Annotated in this window: 21 protein-coding genes; 16 read left to right on the forward strand and 5 right to left on the reverse strand. The window is 72.0% G+C overall.

Translation table 11 applies throughout. The features are described 5' to 3' along the window. Window positions 1-75: 75 nt before the first annotated feature. From FLX07_RS19690 to FLX07_RS19725, 8 genes are all read left to right on the forward strand, one after another. Window positions 76-693, forward strand: coding sequence for a TetR/AcrR family transcriptional regulator (locus tag FLX07_RS19690; RefSeq protein ID WP_208762288.1), 618 nt, complete (start codon window positions 76-78; stop codon window positions 691-693). 32 nt (window positions 694-725) lie between these two features. Then, the gene (locus tag FLX07_RS19695; RefSeq protein WP_142572280.1) at window positions 726-1,679 is read left to right on the forward strand and encodes a DNA polymerase domain-containing protein; all 954 of its coding nucleotides are present in this window, start codon (window positions 726-728) and stop codon (window positions 1,677-1,679) included. Window positions 1,680-1,715: 36 nt separating this feature from the next. Next, window positions 1,716-3,332 carry an MFS transporter gene (locus tag FLX07_RS19700; RefSeq protein WP_142572281.1) on the forward strand — a complete coding sequence of 539 codons (1,617 nt, stop codon included), beginning with the start codon at window positions 1,716-1,718 and terminating at the stop codon, window positions 3,330-3,332. Window positions 3,333-3,349: 17 nt separating this feature from the next. After that, window positions 3,350-4,048: a TetR/AcrR family transcriptional regulator gene (locus FLX07_RS37080; RefSeq protein ID WP_208762289.1), complete on the forward strand. Its 699-nt coding sequence runs from the start codon at window positions 3,350-3,352 to the stop codon at window positions 4,046-4,048. Window positions 4,049-4,144: 96 nt separating this feature from the next. Beyond that, window positions 4,145-4,726 carry a toxin-antitoxin system HicB family antitoxin gene (locus FLX07_RS19710; protein WP_142572282.1) on the forward strand — a complete coding sequence of 194 codons (582 nt, stop codon included), beginning with the start codon at window positions 4,145-4,147 and terminating at the stop codon, window positions 4,724-4,726. A 90-nt stretch (window positions 4,727-4,816) separates the two neighbouring features. After that, a complete protein-coding gene (locus FLX07_RS19715) occupies window positions 4,817-5,662 on the forward strand; it encodes a DUF4097 family beta strand repeat-containing protein (protein WP_142572283.1) in 846 nt (281 codons plus the stop codon). 29 nt (window positions 5,663-5,691) lie between these two features. Further along, complete coding sequence (locus FLX07_RS19720; RefSeq protein ID WP_142572284.1) at window positions 5,692-6,666, forward strand: ATP-binding cassette domain-containing protein; 975 nt, start codon at window positions 5,692-5,694, stop codon at window positions 6,664-6,666. Continuing rightward, window positions 6,663-7,466: an ABC transporter permease gene (locus FLX07_RS19725; RefSeq protein WP_142572285.1), complete on the forward strand. Its 804-nt coding sequence runs from the start codon at window positions 6,663-6,665 to the stop codon at window positions 7,464-7,466. Before FLX07_RS19720 ends, FLX07_RS19725 begins: the two co-directional genes overlap by 4 nt. Window positions 7,467-7,505: 39 nt before the next feature. On the opposite strand, the gene FLX07_RS19730 is transcribed toward FLX07_RS19725, so the two are convergent. Continuing rightward, a complete protein-coding gene (locus tag FLX07_RS19730) occupies window positions 7,506-8,330 on the reverse strand; it encodes an SAM-dependent methyltransferase (protein WP_142572286.1) in 825 nt (274 codons plus the stop codon). A 117-nt stretch (window positions 8,331-8,447) separates the two neighbouring features. Between FLX07_RS19730 and FLX07_RS19735 the strand changes: the two genes are divergently transcribed. Together FLX07_RS19735 and FLX07_RS19740 are read left to right on the forward strand one after the other, a co-directional pair. Continuing rightward, window positions 8,448-8,825 (forward strand): VOC family protein, encoded by a 378-nt coding sequence (locus tag FLX07_RS19735; RefSeq protein ID WP_142572287.1) that lies wholly within the window; start codon window positions 8,448-8,450, stop codon window positions 8,823-8,825. 113 nt (window positions 8,826-8,938) lie between these two features. After that, entirely contained in the window at window positions 8,939-9,898 is a 960-nt protein-coding gene (locus FLX07_RS19740) for a hypothetical protein (protein WP_142572288.1), read from the forward strand. 8 nt (window positions 9,899-9,906) lie between these two features. Here FLX07_RS19740 and FLX07_RS19745 read toward each other — a convergent pair whose 3' ends face one another. Next, window positions 9,907-10,770: an aldo/keto reductase gene (locus tag FLX07_RS19745; protein ID WP_142572289.1), complete on the reverse strand. Its 864-nt coding sequence runs from the start codon at window positions 10,768-10,770 to the stop codon at window positions 9,907-9,909. A 116-nt stretch (window positions 10,771-10,886) separates the two neighbouring features. On the opposite strand from FLX07_RS19745, the gene FLX07_RS19750 reads away from it, so the two are divergent. The 5 genes from FLX07_RS19750 (at window position 10,887) to FLX07_RS19765 (ending at window position 16,563) form a co-directional block, all read left to right on the forward strand. Further along, the gene (locus FLX07_RS19750) at window positions 10,887-11,771 is read left to right on the forward strand and encodes a LysR family transcriptional regulator (RefSeq protein WP_142572290.1); all 885 of its coding nucleotides are present in this window, start codon (window positions 10,887-10,889) and stop codon (window positions 11,769-11,771) included. 104 nt (window positions 11,772-11,875) lie between these two features. Then, window positions 11,876-12,019, forward strand: a complete 144-nt coding sequence (locus tag FLX07_RS36530; protein ID WP_167748310.1) for a hypothetical protein — start codon at window positions 11,876-11,878, stop codon at window positions 12,017-12,019. Between the two features lie 151 nt (window positions 12,020-12,170). Continuing rightward, window positions 12,171-14,909 (forward strand): PEP-utilizing enzyme, encoded by a 2,739-nt coding sequence (locus tag FLX07_RS19755; RefSeq protein WP_142572291.1) that lies wholly within the window; start codon window positions 12,171-12,173, stop codon window positions 14,907-14,909. A gap of 25 nt (window positions 14,910-14,934) precedes the next feature. Beyond that, entirely contained in the window at window positions 14,935-15,969 is a 1,035-nt protein-coding gene (locus FLX07_RS19760; protein WP_142572292.1) for a hypothetical protein, read from the forward strand. After that, window positions 15,970-16,563 (forward strand): histidine phosphatase family protein, encoded by a 594-nt coding sequence (locus FLX07_RS19765; RefSeq protein WP_142572293.1) that lies wholly within the window; start codon window positions 15,970-15,972, stop codon window positions 16,561-16,563. It begins immediately after the preceding gene. Here the strand turns inward: FLX07_RS19765 and FLX07_RS19770 are convergent. Next, window positions 16,532-17,335 (reverse strand): inositol monophosphatase family protein, encoded by an 804-nt coding sequence (locus FLX07_RS19770; protein ID WP_142572294.1) that lies wholly within the window; start codon window positions 17,333-17,335, stop codon window positions 16,532-16,534. The genes FLX07_RS19765 and FLX07_RS19770 overlap by 32 nt on opposite strands. A gap of 256 nt (window positions 17,336-17,591) precedes the next feature. On the opposite strand from FLX07_RS19770, the gene FLX07_RS19775 reads away from it, so the two are divergent. Further along, window positions 17,592-19,235 (forward strand): fatty acyl-CoA synthetase, encoded by a 1,644-nt coding sequence (locus FLX07_RS19775; protein WP_308424414.1) that lies wholly within the window; start codon window positions 17,592-17,594, stop codon window positions 19,233-19,235. Window positions 19,236-19,275: 40 nt separating this feature from the next. On the opposite strand, the gene FLX07_RS19780 is transcribed toward FLX07_RS19775, so the two are convergent. Beyond that, window positions 19,276-19,923: a protein-L-isoaspartate(D-aspartate) O-methyltransferase gene (locus FLX07_RS19780; RefSeq protein WP_229689724.1), complete on the reverse strand. Its 648-nt coding sequence runs from the start codon at window positions 19,921-19,923 to the stop codon at window positions 19,276-19,278. Window positions 19,924-20,062: 139 nt separating this feature from the next. Next, window positions 20,063-20,626: a cysteine hydrolase family protein gene (locus FLX07_RS19785; RefSeq protein ID WP_142572295.1), complete on the reverse strand. Its 564-nt coding sequence runs from the start codon at window positions 20,624-20,626 to the stop codon at window positions 20,063-20,065. Window positions 20,627-20,707 lie beyond the last annotated feature (81 nt).

Here is a 20,707-nt window from a genome sequence, read left to right on the forward strand (position 1 = left end):
TAGTTTTACGAGCAATCATTCGTGTTTACTGCGAGAGAATACGAGCAATCGCTCGTATTGACAATGAGGAGTGCCATGGAGAGCGAGGAGGCGCGGCCCCGGCGGCGGCAGGCGCGCGGCGAGCGGCGGATGAGCGAGATCCTCGACGCCGCGGCGGCGGTGTTCGCCGAGCAGGGCTACGAGAAGACCACGACGAACGCCGTCGCGGCGGCGGCCGGGATCTCCCCCGGGTCGCTCTACCAGTTCTTCCGCAGCAAGGAGGCCGTCGCCGAGGCACTCGCCGACCGGTTCACCGCTCAGATGCGCGCAGCGCACGGGGAGGCGTTCGCCCCCGCCGACGTGGCCGCCATGGACCTGGACGAACTGATCGACCGGGTCGTCGATCCGCTGGTGGCGTTCAACATCGCCAACCCGGGGTTCAAGGCGCTGTTCGCCCGCCCGGACATGCCGCCGGGTCTCGCGACGGCGGCGGGGCCGATCCAGTCGGCGCTGCTCGGCCGGGTGGAGGCGATCCTCGCCGTACGGTCGCCCGGCCTGTCCGCCCCCGAGAGGACCCGTAGCGCGCGGGTGCTCGTGCAGATCTTCCAGGCGATGACGCCGGTCGTGGTGGCGGCCTCCGCGGAGGAGCGGGAGGCCGAGGTGCGCGAGCTGAAGAAGGTCCTGCGCGGCTACCTGGCCCCGCTCGACGGTTGATTCCCCGGCCCGAGCGGGGGCATGGTGATGCGATGACCAGCGATGAGGTGCGCGACGGAGTCACGCTGACCAACCTCGACCAGCCGTTGTTCGACGGCGCGGGTGCGACCAAGCGCGACCTGGTCGACTACCTGGACGCGGTCCGCGACCGCGTCATCCCGGTGCTGCGCGACCGGCCGCTGTCGGTGGTGCGGGTGCGACAGGGGCAGGCGCCGTTCATGCAGAAGAACGTGCCCTCCTACGCCCCGGACTTCGTGGGGACGGTCACCGTCTGGGCCGAGTCGTCGCAGCGGCGGGTCTCGTACGCCCTGTGCGACGACCGGCGCACTCTGCTGTGGCTGGCCAACCAGCGGGCGGTGGAGTATCACCCGGCCCTCGTCCACGCCGGGGAGTGGGACCGCCCCACCCATCTCGTGCTCGACATCGACCCGCCGTCGGCCGAGGCGTTCCCGCAGGCCGTCGCCGCCGCGCGCCTGGCCGGCCGGGCGCTGGCCGACGCCGGCCTGGCGGGGGCGGTGAAGACCAGCGGCGCCAAGGGCCTGCACGTGTTCGTGCCGCTGGAGGCGCACACCACGCAGGACGTGGCGGCGGCCACCCGCGCGCTCGGTGTGCGCGCCGAGCGCCTCGACCCCGCCCTCGCCACGACGGCGTTCATCCGGGAGGACCGCGGCGACAGGGTCTTCATCGACTCGACCCGATCCGGCGGGGCGACCGTGGTCGCCGCCTACAGCCCGCGCGTACGGCCCGGCGTCCCCGTGTCGTTCCCGGTGGCCTGGGACGACCTGGACCGGGTCACGCCCGGCGACTTCACCGTCCGCACGGCGGCGGGGCTGCTGCGGGACGGCGACCCGTGGGCCGCGCTCATGCCGGAGCCTCAGCGGCTGCCCCGCGAGCTGATCGAGGAGGGCCACACGATCCCGGTCGCCCGCGTCCAGGCCATGCACGAGGGCAAACGGCGGGCCCGCGCTCGCCGCGCTCCCTCGTGAGCGGCTTGGCGACATGATGTTGCTATAGTTCGCGACATGCCGTCGCCAACCTCGCGCCAGAGCTGGATCCCCCTCGTCGTGCTCGCGACCGGCGTGTCGATGGTCGTCATCGACGCCACGATCGTGAACGTGGCGGTGCCCGCGATCATCGCCGATCTGGGTCTCGGCGTCACCGACGTGGAGTGGGTCAACTCGATCTACTCGCTGATGTTCGCGGCGCTGCTCATCCCGTTCGGCCGCGCCGGCGACCGGTACGGCAGGCGCCGCCTGTTCGCCCTGGGTGTCGCGGTCTTCCTGCTGGCGAGCGTGCTGGCGGCCATGTCGGTGAGCGGGCCCATGCTCATCGGCGTACGAGCCGTGCAGGGGGTGGGGGCGGCGATGGCCGTTCCGATGACCCTCGCGATCATCAACCGCGTCTACGTGGGCCGACGGCGGGTGATCGCCTTCGCGGTGTGGGGCTCCATCATCGGCGGCATGGCCGCCGTCGGCCCGCTGGTGGGGGGCTGGCTCGTCACCGAGCACGGCTGGCGGGCCGCGTTCTGGATCAACCTGCCCATCGGCGCGCTGCTGCTGCTCGGCTCGCTGCGGGTGCCCGAGTCGCGGGACGGCCACGCGGCCGGCGGCGACCTGGCCGGGCTCGTCCTCGCCGTGCTCGGCACGACCGGCGTCGTCTTCGCGCTCATCGAGGGCCAGAAGTACGGCTGGCTGGAGCCGCGGCGGACCGCGGACCTGTTCGGCCTGCGATTCGAGAGCGTCTCCCCCGTGCCCTTCGCCTTCGGCATCGGCATCATCGCGCTGATCGCCCTCGTCGTGCGCGAACGGCGGCGCGAGCGCGCCGGCCTGCCCATGCTCGTCGACCTGACGCTGTTCGAGTTACCGAGTTTCCGCTACGGCGCGATGGCGGCGGTGATCGTGGCGCTCGGTGAGTTCGGCATGATCCTCGTGCTGCCGCTCTTCCTGCAGTCCGCGCTCGGCTACACCGCCTTCCGCGCCGGTCTCGTCATCGCCGCGCTGGCCCTCGGCACCTTCCTCGCGGGCGGGCTGGTCCCCCCGCTGTCGAAGACGCTGGCACCGCGGACCATCGTACGGATCGGCCTGGGCCTGGAGGCCGTCGGCGCGGCGGGCATCGGCCTGTCCCTGGCGCCGGACATGGGCGCCTGGCGGCCCCTGCCGTGGCTGCTCCTCTACGGCGCGGGCATCGGCTTCGCCACGGCGCAGCTCACCGGCGTCCTCATGGCCGACGTGCCGGCCCGTCTGTCCGGCGGCGCGTCCGCGCTCCAGAGCACGGTCCGCCAGCTCGGCGCGGCGCTGGGAGTCGCCGTCCTGGGCGGGGTGCTGGTGTCCGGGCTCGGTTCGGCCGTCGAGCGCGGGCTCGCCGGCCGGCCCGAGCAGGCGCGCACGAGTGCGGCGCGCGCGGTCGAGGAGAGCGCCGGCGCCGCCATTCCCGCGCTGCGCGACCCGGCGATCCACGCGGTGGCGGTCGAGGCCGCCGCCGAGGCGACCCGCAGGGTCACGTTCATCACGGCGCTGACGCTGCTGGCCGGGGTCGGCATCACCCTCCTGCTTCCCCGCACACCGGTCGCACAGGAGGAGTCGCCGGAGCGAGTCGCGGCGGGCGGGCCGGATACTGGAGGTCGCGACCTGGACATTTAGCGACTCTGGAGGGGGTAATGCCGAGGATCAGCGCGGCGACCGTCGCGGATCACCGGGCCAACCAGCACGCCGCCCTGCTGGAGGCGGCGCGGGAGATCCTGGCCGCCGAGGGCGTACACGCGCTCACCCCGGCGGCCGTCGGCGCCCGGATCGGCCTGGCCCGCTCCAGCGTCTACCGCTACTTCGCCTCCACCGCCGACATCCTGGCGCAGCTCGTGGAGGACGCCTTTCCCCGCTGGTCGGCCCGCCTGCGCGCCGCCATCGCCCCCGGCGGCCCGGACGATTCGCTGCCCGGCAGGATCCGCACGTACGGCAGGGCCGCGCTCGACTTCGTCGGCAGCCCCGACTACGCGCTGATCCCGGCGCTGCAGGCGATCGGGCTGCCGGGCGAGTGCCGGGTCCGCGTGGACGAGATGCACGGCGCGCTGATCGCACCGCTGGCCGACGCGCTACGCGAGGCCGGGGCCGACCATCCGGCGCTGCGGGCCGAGCTGGCGTGGGGGGTGCTGCGGGCGGGGGCCCGCCGCCTCATGCCCGACGGGGCGGCACACAACCCGGCCGCACCCGACGTGGCGGCACACAACCCGGCCGCACCCGACGTGGCGGCACACGACACGGCCGCACATGCCCCTGCCGCACACGACCCGGAGCCCGCTGCCACGGCGGACGACATCATCGAGATCACCCTCGACGTGCTCACCCGCACCCTGCGCTGATCCCCGCGCCAGCCGCAGCCCGTCCATGACGTCACCGCGACGCACTATGACGCCATACCGGTTGACGTGACGTCATTATGACGTCATAGTTGGGTCATGGATCTGATGCCGTACGTCGAGAACCTTCGCCGTCAGCTCGCCGTCGCCGCCGAGGCCGGCGGTCCGGATGCCCGCGCACTGGCAGAGCGCCTCACCTCCGCCCTCGAATCCGCCACCAGGCTCACCCTGCTGGAGGCGCTGTCGGCGGCGGCGGACGAGATCACCCGTGATCTCGCACCGGGCTCGGTCGACGTGCGGCTACGCGGCGGCGACCCGGCGTTCGTGGTGACGCCACCGCAGTCGGCGCCGTCATCGGAGGGCGGGGCCGGCGGGGCGGAGACCGCACCGCCGACCGCACCGCCGGCCCTGCCACCGACAGCGCCGACGACGGCGCGGGAGGCCGCCCCGCCCGCCGGGCCGCCGTTCGGCGAGGAGGGCGGCACCGCGCGGGTGACCCTGCGGCTGCCCGAGCACCTCAAGGTGCGGGTGGAGGAGGCGGCCGCCCGGCAGGGAATCTCGGTCAACGCCTGGCTGGTCCGCGCTGTGTCCGCCGCGTTCGAGCCGGGCGCCGGAAGTGGTCCCGCCGACCGGCCGCAGCAGCCCCGGAGCGGACGCAGCTACACCGGCTGGGTGCGCTAGCCGCACCCGCCCGGTCTCATCACCCGTCACCACTCTTCGCCCGGCCCCGAGGCCGGGATGTTCCACCGGACCCGTGAGGAGGGCTCCGCCATGCCTGCTTTCGACACCCCCGAGCCGATCACCGCCGACATCCAGATCTACCTCGGCCAGGTCCGCGTCCACGCGAGCGACCGCGCCGACACCGTGGTGGAGGTGCGCCCCAGCGACCCGTCCAGCGAGGCGAGCGTGCAGGTCGCCGAGCGGACGATCGTCGAGTTCTCCGCCGGACGGCTGCTGATCAAGGACCCCAAGCCCAAGGCCCTGAGATACCTGCTGCCCTGGCGCGGCTCCATCGACGTGACCGTCGAACTGCCGGCCGGCTCCCGCGTCGAGACCCAGGGCGCAGCGGATCTCGTCGCCACCGGCCCGCTCGGCCAGACCGTCCTGCACAGCTCGTACGGCGACCTGCGCCTGGAGGAGACCGGCCCCCTGGAGGTCAAGGCGTCGTACGGCAACATCTCCGTCGACCGGGTGATCGGCCCTGCCGAGGCGACCACCTCCACCGGGACGATCCGGGTCGGAACCGTCGACGGCCCCTGCACGCTGAGAACCTCCACCGGTGCCATCAGCCTCGGCGAGGCGACCGGTGACCTCCAGCTGAAGACCGCCCACGGTGACATCGTCGTCGACCGCGCGCTGGCCGGCCTCACCGCCAGGACCGCGCACGGCGGGATCCGGATCCACGCGGCGGTGAGCGGCGCCCTTCACCTGGAGACCGGCTACGGCAAGGTCGGCGTCGGCATCGCCGAGGGCACGGCCGCCTGGCTGGACCTGCACTCCAAGAACGGCGTGGTGCGCAACACCCTCGACGCCGCCGAAGGCCCCGAGACCACCGACATGGTCGTCGAGGTGCACGTGAACACCAACTGGGGCGACATCGACGTCCACCGGTCCTGACCTCCGAACACACCAGCAAGGAGACCCCCATGAGCGACGCGATCACGGCCGAGGGACTGGTCAAGAGATACGGCGAGGTGACCGCTCTGGACGGGCTGAGCCTGTCTGTCCCACAAGGGACGGTGCTCGCCCTGCTCGGCCCGAACGGCGCCGGCAAGACCACGACGGTGCGGGTCCTGACCACGCTGCTGCGCCCCGACGGCGGCCGCGCCACCGTCGCCGGATGCGACGTCGTCGGTGACGCCCGGCGGCTGCGCTCGTCCATCGGGCTGTCCGGCCAGTACGCCGCCGTCGACGAGCACCTCACCGGCGCCGAGAACCTGGAGATGATCGGGCGGCTCTACCACCTGGGCGCGAGGCGCAGCAAGGCCCGCGCCCGTGAGCTGCTCGAACGCTTCGACCTCACCGACGCCGCGGACCGTCCGGTGAAGGGCTACTCCGGCGGCATGCGCCGCCGCGTCGATCTCGCCGGCGCCCTGGCCGCCGACCCGCCGGTGCTGTTCCTGGACGAACCCACCACAGGCCTGGACCCCCGAGCCCGCGCCGCGCTGTGGGACACCATCTCGGAACTCGTCGCGGCCGGCAGCACGCTGCTGCTCACCACCCAGTACATGGAGGAGGCCGACCACCTCGCCGACCAGATCATGGTGGTCGACCACGGCCGCGCCATCGCCCGGGGCACCGCCGACGAGCTCAAGGACCAGGTCGGCGGCAACCGCGTCGAACTGACCGTGACCGACGCCGCCGAATTGGAGACCGCCCGGCAGATCCTCGCCCGGTTCGCCGTGGGCGCCGTACAGACCGGGCCGGAATCGCTCCAGGTCACCGCCCCGGTCGCCGACGGCCCCGAGTCGCTCCGCCAGGTCCTCGGCCGGCTCGCGGACGCCGGCGTGCGGGTGCGCGACGCCGGCCTGCGGCGGCCCACCCTCGACGACGTCTACCTCACCCTGACCGGGCACCAGGCGTCCGGCACCGACCCCCAGGCCCGGGAGGCCATCCGATGAACGCGCTCACCATGCCCATCGCCGACGGCTGGACCATCGCCAGGCGCAACACCCTGAAGATCAGGCGGTCGCCGGACCTGCTCGGCTCCGCGATCACGTTCCCGATCGTGTTCGTGCTGATGTTCGCCTACGTCTTCGGCAGCGTCATCCACGTCCCGGGGATGTCCTATCGGGAGTTCCTGATCCCCGGCATCTTCGTCCAGGCCGTGCTCGTGAGCGCGCAGGTCACGGGCTACACACTGACCCTGGATCTGCAGAAGGGGATCTTCGACCGGTTCCGCTCGCTGCCCATGGCCCCGTCCGGGGTGCTGATCGGCCAGACCGTCAGCGACCTGCTGATGAACCTCGCCAGCCTGGTCGTCATGGCGGTGATGGGGCTGATCGTCGGCTGGCGGGTGCACACCGCGCCGCACGAGGCCGTCCTCGGCTTCGGGCTGCTGCTGCTGTTCGCCTACGCGTTCTCCTGGTTCACCGCGACCGTCGCGCTGGCCCTGCGCACCCCGGAGAGCTTCAACAACATCGCCACCACGCTCTCCTTTCCGCTGATGTTCGTCTCCAACGCCTTCCTCGACAGCTCCGAACTGCCCACGCCGCTCCGCGTCGTCGCCGAGTGGAACCCCGTCTCGACCATCACCCAGGCCGCACGCGAACTGTTCGGCAACACCAGCACCGCGATGAAGACCGCGGACGCCTGGCCCCTGCAGCATGCCGTTACCGCATCGCTGCTCTGGATCGCCGTCATCCTGGTCGTGTTCATCCCGCTGGCGACCCGCCTCTACAAGAAGGCCGTCAGCGCCTGACCACCCGCGCCGCCGGCCGGCGACGGGCCCGCCGCGTGGTCAGAGCTTGCGGCCGACGGCTCCCACAATGCCGGCGTCGCCCGGGTCCGACGGCACCTCCCAGGGAACGTCGGGCCGCCACGCCTGCACGGGGACCAGGCCGGGCTCCAGGATCTCCAGCCCGTCGAAGTACGACGTGATCCGCGCCAGCGACCGGCCCGCCAGCCCACCCGAGGATGTCGCCGAGTAGACCTGCTTGCTCGCCTCGACGACCTCCTCCCGGATGTCGCCCTTGTAGATGTGCGACAGCACCAGGTGACCGCCCGGGACCAGCCGTTCCCGGATCTCCGCCACGATACGGGCGGCGGTCTCGTCCTCGGTCACGAAGTGCAGCACCGAGACCAGGAGGACGGCGAACGGCCGGGTGAAGTCGATGTGGGCCCGCACCGCCGGGTCGTCGAAGATGACGCCGGGGTCGCGCAGGTCGCCGCTCATGACCATCGTGTCCGGGTTGTCGGCCAGCAGCGCCCGCGCGTGGACGAGGACGACGGGGTCGTTGTCCACGTACACCACCCGCGATCCCGGGGCGTGCCGCTGCGCGACCTGGTGGACGTTCTCCTGCGTCGGCAGCCCGGCGCCGATGTCGATGAACTGGGTGACGCCCGACTCGGCCAGGTGCCGCACGGCGCGGCCGAGGAAGCCGCGGTTCTCCCGGGCGACCTCCCGCCCGTCGTTGCCCATCTGGCGGCCGATGGCGAGCATCTTCTCGGCGGCCTCCCGATCGGCCGGGAAGTTGTCCTTGCCGCCCAGGTAGTAGTCGTACATCCGGGCGACGCTGGGGACGGTGGGATCGATGCCCGCCGGTGCCTGTCCGAAGTCGTCCATGTGCTCCATTCCTCGCCGGTGGGATCGCTCCCACGGATCCCGTGACTTGAAGATCATCCCCTGAGATTCATCCGCGGGCAACGGGGCAGCAGCACGGCGACGACCTCGGGAGGACGCATGACGCCACGCATGACCCTGACGGCGGCGGTGCTCGACGCACCCGACGCACGCGAGCTGGCGGTCTTCTACCAGCGGCTGCTGGGCTGGCCGATCGACGACGACGAGCCCGGATGGGTGACGTTGCGCGCCCCCGGCGGCGGGACGGGCCTGTCGTTCCAGACCGAGAAGCTGTACGAGCGGCCCGTATGGCCCGCGGCGCCCGGCGGGCAGCGGATGATGCTCCACCTCGACATCGAGGTGGACGACCTCGACGCCGCCGGAGCCCACGCCGTCGAGGCGGGCGCGACCCTCGCCGGCCACCAGCCGCAGGACGACGTGCGGGTCTACCTCGATCCGGCGGGGCACCCGTTCTGTCTCTGGGTCAGGACGGGCTGACCGGCGCCCCGATGATCTGGCGGCAGAGGCGACGGACGTGTGAAAGCGGATTAATGCGGGCGACATTCCACGGACCGTGACCGCGTAACAACGCCCGGTCAGACTCCCGGGATATGAGCGAACCGAGAAATGCCGCCGACGGGGGCGGGCACGCGTCTCCCGGCCCGCATCACGGGCTTCCGAACCACGGGCATCCGAACCACGAGCTTCCGGATCACGGGCTTCCGAACCACGAGCTTGCGAACCACGGGCTTGCGAACCACGGACACCCAGATCACGGGCTCCCGCCGCACCGGCACCACGGCGTCCGGTCCTGGCGACGGGAGGTCGGGGAGCTGGCCGCGCTCTTCATCGCCGTCGGCCTCGCCCACCTGCTCACCACCCTGCTCGGCCACCGGGACCCCGGTCCGGTGGTCCTCGTCGGCCTCGGCCTGGCACTGATCCTCGGCTCGGCCGTGCACCGGCGGCTGTCGGCCTCGGGAGGCCTACGGGCACGCGCCCGCGTCAGGGCCGCGCAGTCCACGAGCCTGTGGCGGGTTCGGGCCAGGGTCGCCGAGCGCCCCGGCCGCCTCGCCGCGCTCGCCGGGGCGCTCGCCCGGCTGCGCTGCAACATCCTCGCCCTGCAGATCGCGCCCGCCGGAAGCGCGTCGATGATGCCGGGAGGCTGCGACGCCCTGGACGAGTTCATCGTCGAGGCCCCGGCCTCGCTGACGCCCCTCGACCTGTGGCGCGCGGTCGACCGGGCCGGCGGCGCGGAGGCCGTCATCGTCCCCGCCCAGGTCAGGGACCTCATCGACCCCGGCATCCAGGCGCTGCTGCTGGGCCGGCGCGTACGCGACGACCCGGGCGAGCTGGTCGCGGCCATGACCGAGCTGCTGCGTACGGCGGACATCCGCAGGTGCGGCCCCGGTGAGCCGGCTCCCGAGGAAGGACCGACCGTGATGGCCGTTCCCCTGCCCGCCGGCGGCGTGCTGGTGGCGCGGCGGCCGGACCTGCCGTTCACGCCGACCGAGACGGCGCGGGCCGCCGCGCTGGCCGCGGCGGCCCGGCACCGTCAGTGGGCGGACGAGTGAGGTGATCCTCAGCCCGCCGCGTCGAGCCGGGTGAGCTCCTCGGCCGACAGCTCCAGGTCCGCCGCCTTCACCGAGTCGGTGATGGTCTCCGGCCGCGACGAGCCGGGGATCGGGATCACGACCGGCGCCTTGGCCAGCATCCAGGCCAGGCACACCTGCTGCGGGCTCACGTTGCGGGCCTGCGCCACCTCCGCGAACGGCGCGAAGCGCGAGCCCAGCTCGCCCGCCCTGGAGATGCCGCCGAGCGGGCTCCAGGGCAGGAACGCGATGTCCAGCTCGGCGCACAGCTCCAGCTCCGGCTCGCTGGAGCGGAAGGCCGGGGAGAACTGGTTCTGCACGCTGACCAGACGGCCGCCGAGGATGTCGTTGGCCTGGCGGATCTGCTCCGGGTCGGCGTTCGAGATGCCGGCGTAGCGGATCTTGCCCGCGTCCAGCAGGTCGCGGATCGCCCCGACCGAGTCCTCGTACGGCACCTTCGGGTCGGGCCGGTGGAACTGGTAAAGGCCGATGGCGTCGACGCCCAGCCGCTTGAGTGAGGCGTCGCACGCCTGCTTGAGATAGTCGGGTGAGCCGTTGAGCGTCCAGGAGCCGTCACCCGGGCGCAGGTGTCCGCCCTTGGTGGCGACCAGCACGTCCGAGGTGTCGCCGCCGTAGCTCGCCAGAGCCTTGGCGATCAGCGCCTCGTTGTGGCCCACCTCGTCCGCGTGCAGGTGGTAGGCGTCGGCCGTGTCGATGAGCGTCACCCCGGCGTCCAGGGCCGCGTGGATGGTCGCGATGGAGCGCTGCTCGTCGGGCCGCCCCTCGATGGACATCGGCATGCCCCCGAGACCGATCGCGCCGACCTGCACGTCGCCGATGCGGCGAGTCCGCATAGGAAGATCCCCCCTTGAAAGACACAGATCAGAGTTCTGTGTCCTATCCTGCGAATTCGGCATTAAGCCGTCCAACAGAAGATTTCGATCGCATTGAGCAGCATAGGTGATGAACGGTGGAGTTACGGCAGCTCAGGTACTTCGTGGCGGTCGCCGAAGAGAGCCACTTCACTCGGGCGGCCGATCGTCTGCACATCGCGCAGTCGGGCCTGTCGGCCTCCATCCGTGCGCTCGAACGGGAGCTGGGCGCCGACCTGTTCCGGCGCAACACCCGGCAGGTGCGGCTCACACCCGAGGGCCGGGCGCTGCTGGTGGAGGCCCGCAGGGCGCTCGCGGCGAGCGACGCGGCCCGTGACGCCGTGGCCGCCGTCCAGGGCCTGCTGCGCGGATCGCTGTCCATCGGCTCGCTGCAGTGCCTGCACGCGGTGGACCTGCCGACCGTGCTCGCCGGGTTCGTGGCGGCTCACCCCGGCCTCGACATCCGGCTGCGCCACGGCGGCTCGGGCGAGCTGGTCGAGCAGGTGCGCGAGGGGCGCCTCGACCTCGCCCTGGTGCTTCGCCCGGCGCGCGAGCCCGACGACCTCGTGGTGGCCCCCCTCGCGTCCGAGCCGCTCGTGCTGGCCTGCGCACCCGGGCACCCGCTGGCGGCATGCGGGAAGGTGGGGCTGGAGGCGCTGCGAGGCGAGCGGTTCGTGGACTTCCCGCCGGACTGGGGCACCCGGACGCGGGCCGACGAGGCGCTCGCCGCCGCCGGTGTCGACCGGCACGTGGCTCTGGAGGTCACCGACGTCCACTCTCTGCTCGCTCTCGTGGGGAACGGCCTCGGCGTCGCCCTGGTCCCGCGGTCGTTCTCGGCGAAGACCGCTCGCGTGCGCTTCCTGGAGCTGGCGGACCCGGCTCCGATGTGGGAGACCGTGGCGGTGAGCGGGGCGGTGAGCGGGGCGCCCGGCGGCGGCGCGGCCGCGGCGTTGCTGGACGAGATCTACCGCGTCGCTCGATAGCTTTCTGGTCAAAAATCGCCCATTTTGGTATATAACACCCATAAGGCTTCAGGGGTTCGGCCCCAGGGCCGTCCGAACAGCCGACGACCACGAAGGCGACTCCTATGAGCGTGCACGTCCACGTCCGCCTCACCGACGGTTACGCCGTCACCGAGGACGGACAGCTGCTGGAGCGGAGCAGTTGCCACTGCGGCGCCGCGTGGGAGACGACCTACCAGGTGGACGAGGGCGAGCCCGAAAGCATCTGAGCCGCCGGGCGCCACGGGCCGCGGCCTTCGCCGGGAGACACACAACCGTCACCCTTTGAGGCCTCTGGTGGTTCACCCGGCGTTGGCGATACTGGGGCGATTTGTTCACGAAGCATCACAGCCCGTGTCCCGGCGGCAGGTTGGAGACGGCTTGACCACCAAAGTGGCCGTGATATCGCCAGGCGACGAGGACGCCCCCGCACCATGGATGTCCCACAGGCGGATCGCCCTGTTGCTGAGCTGCATCTTCTCCGAGATCGGAGCCGAAGCCACCTGTTTCGCGGAAGGGGCCGCGGCACGCACGCGATTTCCGCTGTCCGGCTTCCGATCGGCGGTGCGCATTCCGCCGGGCACGGTTCCCCTCCCCTCGGCCGCCGAGGCGATCGTGCGGACCCCGGGCATCGGCATGTGGACCACGGTGGTCGCCCGGAGACCCGCGCCGTGCGGGGTGAGCTTCGGCGAAGCGGCGTTGGAGGCGCTGAACGGCTGCCGGCATCTGCCGTACGACCTCATCGCCACGCGTCCCGGGACGCTCGCCCGGCACCTCGTGGCCGGCCACGACGTTCCCGCGGCGAGGATGCGGCGTGGCCTGGCCGTTCTCCAGGACCCCTGGCAGCGCTCGCGCGCGTTGCTGGGAGGCAAGGACGTGACACTGCGAAGACTTGCCTCTCTCCTGGACGGCAGCAGGATCGATCCGGGGCTCAGCATCGACTGGGAAACCTGGAGCTTCGACCCGGACGGCACGAGGAAGCGGCTGGCGAACTTCTCCGGCAGGGACGCGGTCATCGTCCGCAGTTGCGGTGACGGCGAGGACGGCTGGGAGCAGTCCCACGCCGGTGAGTACGCGAGCGTCGTCGTGGAGCCCGGGGCCGACGCCACCGGCGCGATCGACCGGGTCTTCCACAGTTATCCGGCCCTGCGGGGGCGCAGCCGGGTCTTCGTGCAGCGATGGCTCGATCCCGTGGACGCGGCGTGCGTCATCACCACGAGAACGTTGGGGGGAGCGCCCTACTACACGGTGGTCGTCGACGAGGTCAGCGGCCGGTCGGACCGGATCACCAGCGGAGCCGGTGACATCGCCGGCATCCGCTACGTACACAGAAGCCACGGGCAGGACGGTGGAGGGGCCGGGATCCCCGAGACGGACCGGCGCCTGATCGCCGCGACCGCCGAGGTGGAGCAGGTGACCGGGTCGGACAGCCTGGACCTCGAACTGGCCGTGGCCGGCGGAGCCGTTCACCTGCTGCAGGTGCGTCCGCTCGTCGCCGCGATGATGCGTGAGGCCGAAGAGGGAGACTCGTACGCCCTGGTCCAGCGTGCGATGCACCGGCTGCGGAAGCTGGGCGACGGGCTGCTGCTGTCCACCATGGCGGACTGGAACCCGGCCGAGATGATCGGCCGGCGCCCGTCCCCTCTGGCCGTGTCGTTGTACCGGACGCTCATCACCGACAGGACCTGGGCGCGTCAGCGCGCGGAATGCGGTTACACCGATCTCCGGGGCACGCCCCTGATGCGGATCGTCGCCGGTTCGCCGTACATCGACGTCCGCGCCTGCCTCGCGTCCTTCCTTCCCTCGACCCTGCCGCGCGAGGATGCGCAGGCCATCGTGCGGGCTCAGGGCGAGCGCCTGCGCGGCGAACCCGGCCTGCACGACAAGGTCGAGTTCGCCGTCGCGACCACCTGCTGGACACCCGATGCGGGAGAGCGGCTGGCGCGGCTCGGCCGGGAGGGGGTGCCGGGCGGGGCGCTCCGGCGCCTGCACGGCGGTCTGATCACGGTCACCAGGAGCATCCTCGACGGCTTCAGCGGTCACGCCGCCGCGCTGGCGGCCTGCCGGTCGCCGGCACTTGTGGACGCGCACCCGGACCGCCTGACCGACACCCTGGCCGTGGCCAGACGGATCGCCCTCATCTTCGCCCATCTCGCACGGGCCGCGTTCGTCGCGGTCGACCTGCTGCGCTCCCTTGAGGAACTGGGGCTGGCCGGGGACCGCACCGAATGGATGCGGAGCATCCACTCCGTGGCAAGCGGCCTCCTGCGAGATGCCGCAGCGGTCGACGACGGCACCCTGACGTGGGCCTCCTTCGTGGAGCGCCATCAATGGACGCGCCCCGGAACCTACGACCCCACGGTGCCGCCCTACGGGCAGCAGGCGGAGAAGTATCTCAGGCCCCTCCTGCGTCAGCCTCTCCTCACCTATGGACCACCGGAGCCGAGCGTCCCTCTCGTCGCCGATCCCGCGGCCGTCGGCAAGGCGCTCGCGCCCCTCGGGCTGGACGCCACTCGCGCCGAGGCGTTCTTCCGCGAAGCGATCCGCGCCCGAGAGGCGGGGAAGACGATGTACGCGGCCTGGGTCAGCGCGGCGCTCGAGTCGGCGGCCGCCCGTGCGGCCCGGGCGCACCTCAGCCGATCCGATCTGACCTACCTCCGGCTGTCCGAGATCGGCGAAGACCACCCGGCCTGCGCCTCGCTGGTCGTCCGCCGGCGCGAGGAGCTACGACGGCAGGCGGCGCTGCTGGAACTGCCGGATGTCATCACCCAGCCCGAGGACCTCCTGTCCTTCAGCCGAGCCCCCGGCAGGCCCAGCTTCGTCGGTACGCGGAGCGCCACCGGTCCGGTCCACCTCGACCCGACGGCCGACCACCCACCGCCACCCGGCGCCGTCGTGCTGGTCGAAGCGGCGGATCCCGGCTACGACTGGGTGCTCTCTCGTGGCATCGCCGCGCTGGTGACGGCTTACGGAGGGGTGAACTCCCACATGGCGATCCGATGCGCCGAACTCGGCGTCTGCGCCGCGATCGGCGTCGGGTTGCAGCAGTTCGAGTCGTGCAAGTCGGCGAAATGGATGTGCGTCGACGCCCGGGCACGTCGGCTGATCATTCCGTCCTGATGCCGCTCAATCCGAAGGGCCATCGATGATCCTGACGTTGCCTCCCTCCGCAGGGCCCGCGGACTATCTCGCGGCATGCACGTCGTTGGGTTCGCCCCCCGGCGGGCGTCTGCTCCTGGTCGGGGAAGATCCGGCGATCCGTCGGGCGCTGCGGGAACACGGCTTCGCCCTCGGTGCCGCGGCGGCGGACGTCATCGTCGGGCTGCCGGGATGCGATCGGGCGGACATACGGCGAGCGCTCACGGCCAATCCCCGGTCCGATGTGGTGCACGCCGCCGTCCGTGAGCCGTTCGTGGGCGTGGTCGCGCTGCACAAAAGCGGGACCAATCTCGTGGCCGCGCTCATGCGGGCGCTGGGCTACACCGTCTCGGGCGAGGGAACCGGGCCTTCTCCGTACCCCGGCGGACTCTGGGAGAAGAACGAAGCGGACTACCTTCCCACTCTGGGACCCGGCTCGGCCTACCTGGTGCACTCCCTGCCGATGCCCACGGTCGGAGGACCGCTGCAGTATCCACGCCCGCTCTTCTCGCTGTGGTGCGAGAACGACTTCCCTGTGATCTACCACTACCGGGATCCGAGGGCGGTGATCTTGTCCCTCATCCGCTACCTGCTGAAGCAGAACGTCTCCGGCGGCTTCACCGGGCTGCCGTTCCACACCATGTACGCTCGCGTACTGCGGAGCCTCCCCACGGGCGAGAGGCGGCTGACGCACGCGATCGACAACCTCGACTCCTATTTGACCTGGTCGTTCCGGGACAACGCCTGGCTGCTCGATCACCCCGACGTGCTGACGACCTCCTACGAGACGCTGGTGGGCGCGCGGGGCGGCGGCGGCGACCACGAGCGCGATCTCGCCGTGGCGCAACTGATGGTCACTCTGGGCATCTCGGGTGACCCGGCCGACATGGCCCAGCGGGCCTACGACCCTCTCGCGAGGACGTTCTCACAAGGCAGGGCGTACGGCTGGGTCGACGAGTTCTCCGAGGAGCATCTTCTCCGCTTCCGGCGCAGGCACTCCGACATCCTCGAACGGTACGGCTATCCGGAACGAGGGCGATAGATGCCGCACGCTGTCACGATCGCGCTCCTGGGGCACCTGCCGTCCAGGGACAACCGCAGCGGGCTGCGCTCCCGTGACCAGGACGTCGCCGGGGAATCGGCCCGCGAGTTCACCGCCCGGCTGGCCACGGCGAGGCCGCTTCTCGGGGCGATCGGTCCGGTCTTCCGAGCCGTCTACGCGCCGCAGACGCTACGGCACCTGTCCAGCGCCCGCCTGGTCGCCGAGCTCCTGGGCATCGCGGCTCCCGTTCCGGACGCCAGGCTCAACAACGTCGACTACGGCACGTTCAAGGGCAGACCATTGGCGGAGACTCCGAAGAAGGCGGCCTTCGCGGAAACGCCCTACCCCGGCGGGACGAGCTGGGCCCAGGTCGCCGAGCGGTGGCACGACTTCTTCCTGGAGCGGATGCGGCGGCACGACGGCGGGACCGTGCTGCTGGCAGGGCAGTCGGGGGCCGCACCGGTGATGCTGGCCCACATCTGCGACGGCGTCCCACTGGCCGAGGCCCTGGCCGACGACCGGCTCGACGTCCCCTTCCTCGACGCCGAGCCTGCCTCGTTCTTCAGGTCCGTGTGGACCTACCGATGGCGATGACCTCCAGTAAGGCGTCGTGCGTCTCCCGGTCGGCCGCCACGACGAGCCCGCCCGCGCCGGTGTGCGGCGGCTCGCCGTAGATGCCGGTCACCACGCAACCGGCGGCCTGGCACAGCGCGATCCCGCTCGCGAAGTGCACGCTGTCGCGCAGATGACCGTCGGTGACGTACGCGGCGCGCCGGCCCGCGGCGACCCACGCCAACGCCAGGGTCGTGGAGACGACCCGCGGGCGGAAGCGCTCGGCGAAACCCGGGTCGCCGAGGAGCCCGACGGCCCGGAAGGCCGGCGCGTTCGGGAACGGCGGATCGAGGTTGACGTCCACCAGTCGTGATTCGGCCGACGGCGTGAGCAACTCGTCCCGAGCGTCGCGGCGGACGTAGGCGTGAGCGCCGTCCGTCCAGAACGCCTCGCCGGCGAAGGGGTCGGCGCAGGCCGCCGCCGTGACGGCGGAGCCCGCGCGCAGGGCGACGTTCACCGCGACGAGCATGGTGCGCGCGGCGTAGTTCAGCGTGCCGCACAGGGGATCGACCAGCCACATGCGCTCCGCGCCGTCCCGCCCGGTGCGGCCGCTCTCCTCGCCCGTCACGGCGTCGTCCGGACGAGCCGTGCGGATGACGTCGAGGATGGCCTTCTCCGCTTCGATGTCGGCGGCCGTGGCGAAGTCGTCCGCGGATTTCGCGAAGCGCGTCAGCGATGTCCCCCACATGGCGCGCACGACGGCGGCTCCGGCCTGCGCCGCCGTCAGGGCCAGTTCCTCGTCTGTGATCGGCACGAGGACAGGACTACCACGGCCCGGCGGCGCCCGTCGGCCCCGGCGGCACCGGTCGGCTCCGGTCGGCTCCGGTCGGCGCCGTCACGGTGCGCGGGTGCGGCACCCTTGGCGTGCCGCGGCGCCCAGGACTGTCGTAGCGCGGGCCGTCGCAGCGCGGGCCGTCGCGGACCTGGCCGTCGCACAGCGGGCCGGGGGCGGCCCTCTCCCCACGGCGATCGGTTCTCACTAGGCTGATCCAGAAGATTCCTCTGTTCAGGTGCTGGAGCCGCTCATGTCCCCCGCCTCGCCGGATGTCGCCCTCGCCCGCCGCCAGTCGCTCGCGGACCTGCTCCGGCGCTCCGCGCGGCGGCACCCCGGCCGTCTGGCCGTCGCGGACGCGGCCCACTCCCCGACCGCTCGATCCCGTACGTACGCGGAGCTCGACGAGGACGTGACGCGGGTGGCGGGCGCGCTGATCGCCCGGGGCGTGCGTCCCGGGGACCGCGTGGCGGTGCTGTCGCGCAACAGCGTGGACTACGTGCGGACCATCTTCGGCGTGGCCCGCGCCGGGGCCGTACTCGTGCCGGTCAACTTCATGCTCGGCGCCGACGAGATCGCCTATGTCCTGTCCCACTCCGGCGCGGTCGCGCTGATCGCGCAGGACGCCCTGCTGCCGGTGGCGCGGGAGGCGGCCAAGCGGGCCGGCGGACTGCGGCTGCGCATGGTGTACGGCCCGGCGCCCGAGGAGGGCTGGGAGCCGTTCGACTCGTTGCTTCAGGTGGATGTGGCCGAGCCGGTCGAGCCGGTAGTGCCGATCGGTCCCGACGACCCCGCGCAGATCCTCTACACCTCGGGCACGGAGTCGCGCCCGAAGGGCGCCGTGCTGTCGCACGCCGCGCTGATCGCGCAGTACGCGAGCTGCGTCATCGACGGCGGCATGACCCGCGACGACGTCGAACTGCACGCGATGCCGCTGTTCCACTGCGCCCAGCAGCACTGCTTCCTGGTGCCGGACGTCCAGCTCGGCGCCTCCAGCCACATCCTTCCCGGGGCCGACCCGGCCGCCGTGCTGGAGGCCATCGAGCGCCACGGCGTGACCAAGTTCTTCGCGCCGCCCACGGTGTGGATCTCGCTGCTGCGTCACCCCGACTTCGACCGGCGCGACCTGTCCTCGCTGCGCAAGGGCTACTACGGCGCGGCGATCATGCCGGTCGAGGTGCTGCGCGAGATCGGCGAGCGGCTGCCGGACGTGCGCCTGTGGAACTTCTACGGCCAGACCGAGATGGCGCCGGTCGCGGTGATGCTCCAGCCGGAGGACCAGATCCGCAAGGCGGGCTCGGCCGGCCAGGCCGCGCTGAACGTCGAGACGCGGGTCGTGGACGCCGACGGGAACGACGTTCCTCCCGGAGAGATCGGGGAGATCGTGCACCGCAGCCCGCACGCGATCCTCGGCTACCTGGACGACCCCGAGAAGACCGCCGAGGCGTTCCGCGGCGGCTGGTTCCACTCGGGCGACCTCGGGGTGATGGACGAGGAGGGCTATCTCTCGGTCGTCGACCGGATCAAGGACATGATCAAGACCGGCGGGGAGAACGTCGCGAGCCGCGAGGTCGAGGAGGTCGTCTACGAGCACCCGGCGGTCGCGGAGGTGGCCGTCGTCGGGGTCCGCCATCCGAGCTGGATCGAGGCCGTCGTCGCGATCATCGTGACCAAGCCGGGCACGGCCGTCACCGAGGAGGAGCTGCGAGCCCACGTACGGACGCGGCTCGCCGCGTTCAAGGTGCCCAAGGCCGTGGCGTTCGTGGACGCGCTGCCGAAGAACCCGAGCGGCAAGATCCTCAAGCGCGAGCTCCGGGACCGCCACGCCGCCCTCGCCGACCGCATCCCCGGCGTGCGGGTTCCGGGAAATCAGGAGGGGTAGCCATGGCGGCCGTGGAGGCGGACTGCGGGTTCCGGGACGGTCAGGAGGGGTAGCCATGGCGGCCGTGGAGGCGGACGAAGCGGGCCAGCATGAGGACCTGGCGCGGTTCGAGGCCGATGACGGTGCGCTCGAACAGCACGACCTCCTCCCGGCCCCCCGTGCCGATGGGCTGCACCAGGCGCCCGCCGAGCCGCAACTGCTCGACCAGCGGCGCGGGGACCGTGGGAAAGGCGGCCGAGACGATGACGGCGTCATAAGGGGCGTGCTCGGGCAGCCCCTGGCCGCCGTCGCCGACGAGCACCTCGGCGTTGCGGACGCCCTGCCGGGCGAGGTTGCGGCGCGCCGCGCGCACGAGGTCGGGCCACAACTCGACGCTGACCACGTCGGCGGCCACGCGGGCGAGCAGCGCGGTCTGGTATCCGAGACCGCTGCCGACCTCCAGCACGTGCTCCCGCCCGGTGAGCCCCAGTCCCTCGATCATCGTGGCCGACAGCGACGGCTGGGTGGTCACCTGCCCGTGCGCGATGGGGATCGGCACGTCCTCGTAGGCGTGGGCGATGTGCTCGGTGGGGACGAAACCGGCTCTCGGGGTGGAGCGCACGGCCTGGAGCAGGCGCTCGTCACGCACGCCCACCGCCCGGACGGCCTGGACGAGGTCTTCGGGACAGGCGGCTGCGGTCACGTCCACCACGCTCACGTTCAGACGGCGAGCGGCGCCGTCCCCACCCGCGGCGCGCTCCCCCTCGGTGATGCCCTCTCAGCCGCGCCGGAACCTGAGCCCGCGCCAGAACCTCGGCCGCGCCGGAACCTGAGCCCGCGCCGGACCCTCAGCCCGCGTCGGCGAAGGTCACCTCCGCCGTGCCGGCGGTCCCCGCGCGGCGGCCGGGGGCGCTCTGCCACTGCCAGTAGAGGTTCGTGTGCGCGATCACCTGCTCCGGGGGCGGCGCGCCGTAGGCGCTGAGGTCCTCGGTGGTGTGCGCGTCGGAGACCAGCGTCACGTCGTAGCCCCGGACGAAGGCCCCATGGAGGGTCGAGCGGATGCACGCGTCGGTCTGGGCGCCCGTGACGACGAGACGGCCCACCCCGCGCTCGGCGAGCAGCGCCTCCAGATCGGTGTCCTCGAACGAGTCTCCGTACCTCTTGTGGACGAGGGGCTCCGCGTCGCGGCGGACCAGCTCGGGCACGTACCGCCAGTTGTCGCTGCCCCGCTGGAGATCGTGGTCGTCGGAGTGCTGCACCCAGATCACCGGCACGTCCTCCGCGCGCGCCCTGCCGATCAGGCTGCCGATGTTCGCGATCACGGTGTCGCGGTTGGGGGTGCCCGCCACCACCCCGTTCTGGACGTCGATGACCAGCAGCGCGGTGTTCGGGCGATCGGCAAGAGTCGTCATGGGATTCCCGTTCTCGTCGCGGATCCTGTTCCGCCTCACCCTAGAACCGGCCACCGACAACTTCAGGCCACCCTGCGAAGC

This window comes from Microbispora bryophytorum (genome assembly GCF_006874465.1).
Classification (GTDB): domain Bacteria; phylum Actinomycetota; class Actinomycetes; order Streptosporangiales; family Streptosporangiaceae; genus Microbispora; species Microbispora bryophytorum.

Coding starts and splice junctions, on each gene's coding strand:
- FLX07_RS19745 (WP_142572289.1), bottom strand. CDS start 10,770: ATGCGGACTCGCCGCATCGGCGACGTGCAGGTCGGCGCGATCGGTCTC.
- FLX07_RS19730 (WP_142572286.1), bottom strand. CDS start 8,330: ATGGACGACTTCGGACAGGCACCGGCGGGCATCGATCCCACCGTCCCC.
- FLX07_RS37080 (WP_208762289.1), top strand. CDS start 3,350: ATGCCGAGGATCAGCGCGGCGACCGTCGCGGATCACCGGGCCAACCAG.
- FLX07_RS19690 (WP_208762288.1), top strand. CDS start 76: ATGGAGAGCGAGGAGGCGCGGCCCCGGCGGCGGCAGGCGCGCGGCGAG.
- FLX07_RS19740 (WP_142572288.1), top strand. CDS start 8,939: ATGAGCGAACCGAGAAATGCCGCCGACGGGGGCGGGCACGCGTCTCCC.
- FLX07_RS36530 (WP_167748310.1), top strand. CDS start 11,876: ATGAGCGTGCACGTCCACGTCCGCCTCACCGACGGTTACGCCGTCACC.
- FLX07_RS19725 (WP_142572285.1), top strand. CDS start 6,663: ATGAACGCGCTCACCATGCCCATCGCCGACGGCTGGACCATCGCCAGG.
- FLX07_RS19700 (WP_142572281.1), top strand. CDS start 1,716: ATGCCGTCGCCAACCTCGCGCCAGAGCTGGATCCCCCTCGTCGTGCTC.
- FLX07_RS19715 (WP_142572283.1), top strand. CDS start 4,817: ATGCCTGCTTTCGACACCCCCGAGCCGATCACCGCCGACATCCAGATC.
- FLX07_RS19695 (WP_142572280.1), top strand. CDS start 726: ATGACCAGCGATGAGGTGCGCGACGGAGTCACGCTGACCAACCTCGAC.
- FLX07_RS19765 (WP_142572293.1), top strand. CDS start 15,970: ATGCCGCACGCTGTCACGATCGCGCTCCTGGGGCACCTGCCGTCCAGG.
- FLX07_RS19785 (WP_142572295.1), bottom strand. CDS start 20,626: ATGACGACTCTTGCCGATCGCCCGAACACCGCGCTGCTGGTCATCGAC.
- FLX07_RS19760 (WP_142572292.1), top strand. CDS start 14,935: ATGATCCTGACGTTGCCTCCCTCCGCAGGGCCCGCGGACTATCTCGCG.
- FLX07_RS19720 (WP_142572284.1), top strand. CDS start 5,692: ATGAGCGACGCGATCACGGCCGAGGGACTGGTCAAGAGATACGGCGAG.
- FLX07_RS19735 (WP_142572287.1), top strand. CDS start 8,448: ATGACGCCACGCATGACCCTGACGGCGGCGGTGCTCGACGCACCCGAC.
- FLX07_RS19710 (WP_142572282.1), top strand. CDS start 4,145: ATGGATCTGATGCCGTACGTCGAGAACCTTCGCCGTCAGCTCGCCGTC.